The organism is Streptomyces sp. URMC 126 (genome assembly GCF_051386555.1).
In the GTDB taxonomy this organism is placed as follows: Bacteria; Actinomycetota; Actinomycetes; order Streptomycetales; family Streptomycetaceae; genus Streptomyces.
This window is the reverse complement of sequence record NZ_JBPQTX010000471.1, coordinates 1-3,857: the sequence shown is the minus strand read 5'-3', so window position 1 is coordinate 3,857 and position 3,857 is coordinate 1. Positions and strand designations below refer to the sequence as shown.

Sequence of the window (3,857 nt, the reverse complement as noted above, 5' to 3'; positions counted from 1 at the left end):
GGGCCACGGGCGGCGGGGGTCCCGGGGACGGCATGTCCTCATCCGAACCCGGCTCGGGGTCCGTCGCGCGCGCTGCACGCCGTCCGGATGAGCATCACTCCCCGTACGGGTGTCCGACCTCCGGGCGGCCCGGGTGCCGTGGGTTCCGTCGGGTGCGCCGGGGCGCGCGGCGGCCGGGCACGGGCGGTCGCCCGGGCCCGGCCGCCCTGGGAAGCCAGCGGGTGCGGTCAGGTGCCGCGGTCGGGGCGCTCGGGGGTCTCCTCGTCGCGGGTGACGGCCTCGGGCTCGCGCCACTCCTCCGAGCGGGTCGGGCGGCCCGTCCGGGTCTGGGCCCGCATCTCCTTCTTGAGCTGGTCGTCCTTCTTGGGGCTGTGCTTGTCGCTCTGCCGCTGCATGGCCGTGGCGTTCCTTCCTCCGGTGGGCGGATCTCCGGTGTCGGCGGCCGTCAGGGGTGGTCGGGCCGCTGACCGGGCGGTACGCCGCCACCGCGGCCGCCGCCCTTGGTGCCCTTGTCGGTGCCGTGGGCCCGCTCCGGGCCGCCGGGGCCGACCTTGCGGTCCAGGCCCGCCTTGGCGGGAGCGGAGTCCTGGCTGGTGGCGCCCTTGCCGCTGCGCCGCAGGGCACTCTGCTGGGGGTTCTTGGTCATCGCGTCTCCCCTGTCGAGTGATCGCTTGGGTCGGTACGCCTGTCCGGACGGGGCCGGGGAAAACCTCCCGGAGCCTTCTCGTCCGCTCCTGTCCAGCCTAGGCACCGGCCCGTGCCCCGGCGCGGCGGGCGGGAAGCCGCGGAGCTTCCGCTACCGGCCGGGAAACAAGACGGAGGCGCACCCGCTTTTCCCCCGGCGGACCGGAAAGCCCAGGCCGGGCGGGCCTGCCGGGCAGCGGGCGGGCGCCTTACGGTATCCCCCTACGGGTATTGCCCGTCCAATCCGCTTTTCCCGTAGGGGTTTTTCCGGAGCCGCTCGCCCACGCCGCCCCGCACGCTCCGCCTTCCGGCGCTATTTCGCTTTCCCGGGCCGAAACTGCCGCTTCCCGTACAGCGGCTGCCCGCTTCCGGCGTAGCCCCGCCAAAACCCCGACGGCACCCGGGATTTACCCCCGAAGGCAACCCCGGAATTCCCCTGCCGTCCCGCGACAGGCATTCTCGGCGCGGTTCGGCGCCGGTAGCCTGATCCGCGAGCGGCGCACCGCACGGAATCGCTACGGGGGAACGTGCAATGACGAGCGAAAACATCCAATGGCTATTTCTCGATCTCGCTTTGATCTTCGTCTTGGCCCGCGCCCTGGGCGCCGTCGCGGCCCGGGCCGGGCAGCCGCCCGTCGTCGGCGAGATCCTCGCGGGGGTGCTGCTGGGGCCGAGCCTGCTGGGCGAGGCACCGGCGGGGCGGCTGTTCCCCACGGACGTACGGCCGTTCCTCTCGGCGCTCGCCAATATCGGCGTGGCGCTGTTCATGTTCACGGTCGGGCTGGAGCTGGAGCACCGGGCCCTGCGCGGCCGCACCCGTGTCACCGCCGGCGCCGCGCTCGGCTCGACGCTGGTGCCGTTCGCCCTGGGCGTCGGGCTCGCCTTCTATCTGCTGCGGGGTCACCATGCCGACCAGCGCACGGCCTTCGTGGTGTTCGTGGGGCTTTCGGTGTCGGTGACGGCGTTCCCGGTGCTGGCCCGGATCCTCTCCGACCGGGGGCTGGCCAGGACCGGGACCGGGGGGCTGGCCCTGGCGACGGCGGCCGTCGTGGACGTCGTGGCCTGGTCGGCGCTTGCGGCCGTGCAGGCGGCCGTGGGCGGGCCGGGCGGGCACGGGCACTGGCGGGCGGCCCTGCTCCTTCCGTTCATCGCCGCCCTCGTGCTGCTGCGGCCGGTGCTGCGCCGGGCGCTCGGGCCGGCCGGGCCGGGCGGCGCGCTCACCTCCCGCGCCTTCGCCGTCGCGGTGACCGGCGCCCTCCTGTCGTCCGCGGCCACCGAGGCCATGGGCATGCACTACATCTTCGGGGCGTTCCTCTTCGGGGCCGCGCTGCCCCGCGAGGGGAGCGGCCGAATACGGGAGGAACTGGCGGGCCGCACCGAGCAGTTGACCGCCCTGCTGCTGCCCGTCTACTTCGTGGTGGCCGGCCTGAAGGTGGATCTGCGGGGCGTGGGGGCGCGGGGGCTGGTCGAGCTCCTGGTCATCCTGGCCGTCGCGGTGGGCGGCAAGTTCTGCGGCACCTACGCCGGGGCCCGCTCCCAGGGCCTGGCCGGCGGCCCGTCGGCCACCCTGGCGGCCTTGATGAACACACGCGGGCTGACCGAGCTCGTCATCCTGGGCGTGGGAATGGAACTCGGGCTGCTCGACGGCCGGCTGTACTCCCTGATGGTCGTGATGGCCCTGGTGACCACGGCCATGACCGGACCGCTGCTGTCGCTCATAGAGCGGCGTGGCCGCCGGCGCCCGGGGCCGCCCGCCCGTCGCCCGGCCGGCGGCGGCCCGGCGGCCCGCGGGTCCCTGTCGGGCCGGGCCGCCGACGCCTAGCGCGAGGCCCGGGCGGCCGGCGGCACGGCATCGGCCGAGGGAGCGTCCGGTGGCCGCGCGGCGGTGCCCGTGCCGGGCGGTGGCGTATCGGCCCCGCCGACGATGATGGAGGCGTGCCGGTGCACGGGGCCGCCGACGGCCGGGTGCACGATGACCTGCACCCCGCGCAGCGCGCCGGGGGTCATGCCGGTGACGGCCTTGAACTCCCGGATGAGGTGCGACTGGTCGTAGTAGCCGCAGCGGTCGGCGAGGACCGCGTGCGGCAGGTCGGCCGGTGCGCGGACCAGCGCCTCCAGGGTGCGGCGGAAGCGCGTCATACAGGCGACGTCCCGGGGGGCGATGCCCACGTGGCGCTGGAAGGCCTGCTGGAGCCGGCGGCGGCTCCAGCCGGTCTCCCGCGCGAGGTCGGCGATCCGGGTGCCGGCGCCGTCGTGCAGCAGCCGCTCCCACGCCCAGGCGAGCGGGGGCGGCACCCGGCCCGCGTACGTCGCGTCGAGGCCGAGGAACACCTCGTCGAGCAGGGCGAACCGCGCCTCCCAGGTGGGTGCCTCGCCGAGCCGTTCGGGTACGTCGCCGAGGCGCCGGCCGAGCACATCCCGGGCGTCCGGCAGCACCCCGGCGAACTCCGACAGGCGCGGCCCGAGGAGCCGGTTGGCCCCGTCGAGCGTCAGGGTCACCTGGACGCCCCGCCACGGGCCGGGCGGGACGAACCGGAGGGCGCTGGTCCGGGCCGCGTAGACGGCGGTCGGGTACCCCGGCGGGTCGTACCGCCGCCCCGGCTCCCCCATGCTCAGGTAGAGCGCGGGCAGGGCCATGGGCGTCTCCAGCCACGCCAGTTCCCGTGTGGGGTCGATGACGAAGGCCCGGTACTCGACCACCGTCTCCCGGAGGGCGGGATGAGGCCGCCCGGAGGCGACCAGGATCCTGCCCCACGGCTGTGCGAACCGCCTCGTGCTCAGCTCCATCCCCCCAGGTCTCGTGGACGACGGGCGCACCGGGAGTGCGCATTCGTCCAATACCGCGGCAGCGTCCCGCTCCATGCTGGTGAGCGGGTCGGCGTCGTACCGATTCGGTACGGGAGGAGGCGGACCACGGGGGTGCCCGTCTCCCTCCCGCCGCACGGTACGCCGTCGTCCTCGCACGGGGCCAGAGGGACGGCGCGCCCGCCCGCGCTCGCGCGGGCACGGGGGAGGGTGGTGCGCCGTCCCGGGTGGGCTCCCCCGAGGGCCGGCCGCGTGGGAACAGGGGGGATCCTCCCGGCGCCGGCCACCCCACCGGGACCCCCGGGACGTCGGAGAGGGAGCTCAGGGCCCCGGAGCCGCCGCCCCGCCCCGGAGATCCGCCTTCCGGT

The 3,857-nt window shown here is 75.6% G+C and carries 4 protein-coding genes; 1 reads left to right on the top strand and 3 read right to left on the bottom strand.

Annotated features, from left to right (window positions below):
- Positions 1–227: 227 nt before the first annotated feature.
- Both ACSNOK_RS31530 and ACSNOK_RS31525 read right to left on the bottom strand, forming a co-directional pair.
- Entirely contained in the window at positions 228–395 is a 168-nt protein-coding gene (locus tag ACSNOK_RS31530) for a hypothetical protein (RefSeq protein ID WP_436784218.1), read from the bottom strand.
- A gap of 50 nt (positions 396–445) precedes the next feature.
- On the bottom strand, positions 446–646 hold the full coding sequence (locus tag ACSNOK_RS31525) for a hypothetical protein (protein ID WP_436784217.1): 201 nt from the start codon (positions 644–646) through the stop codon (positions 446–448).
- Between the two features lie 612 nt (positions 647–1,258).
- Between ACSNOK_RS31525 and ACSNOK_RS31520 the strand changes: the two genes are divergently transcribed.
- Positions 1,259–2,506: a cation:proton antiporter gene (locus ACSNOK_RS31520; RefSeq protein WP_436784216.1), complete on the top strand. Its 1,248-nt coding sequence runs from the start codon at positions 1,259–1,261 to the stop codon at positions 2,504–2,506.
- Here the strand turns inward: ACSNOK_RS31520 and ACSNOK_RS31515 are convergent.
- Entirely contained in the window at positions 2,503–3,471 is a 969-nt protein-coding gene (locus tag ACSNOK_RS31515; RefSeq protein ID WP_436784215.1) for a helix-turn-helix domain-containing protein, read from the bottom strand. The genes ACSNOK_RS31520 and ACSNOK_RS31515 overlap by 4 nt on opposite strands.
- Between the last annotated feature and the right edge of the window lie 386 nt (positions 3,472–3,857).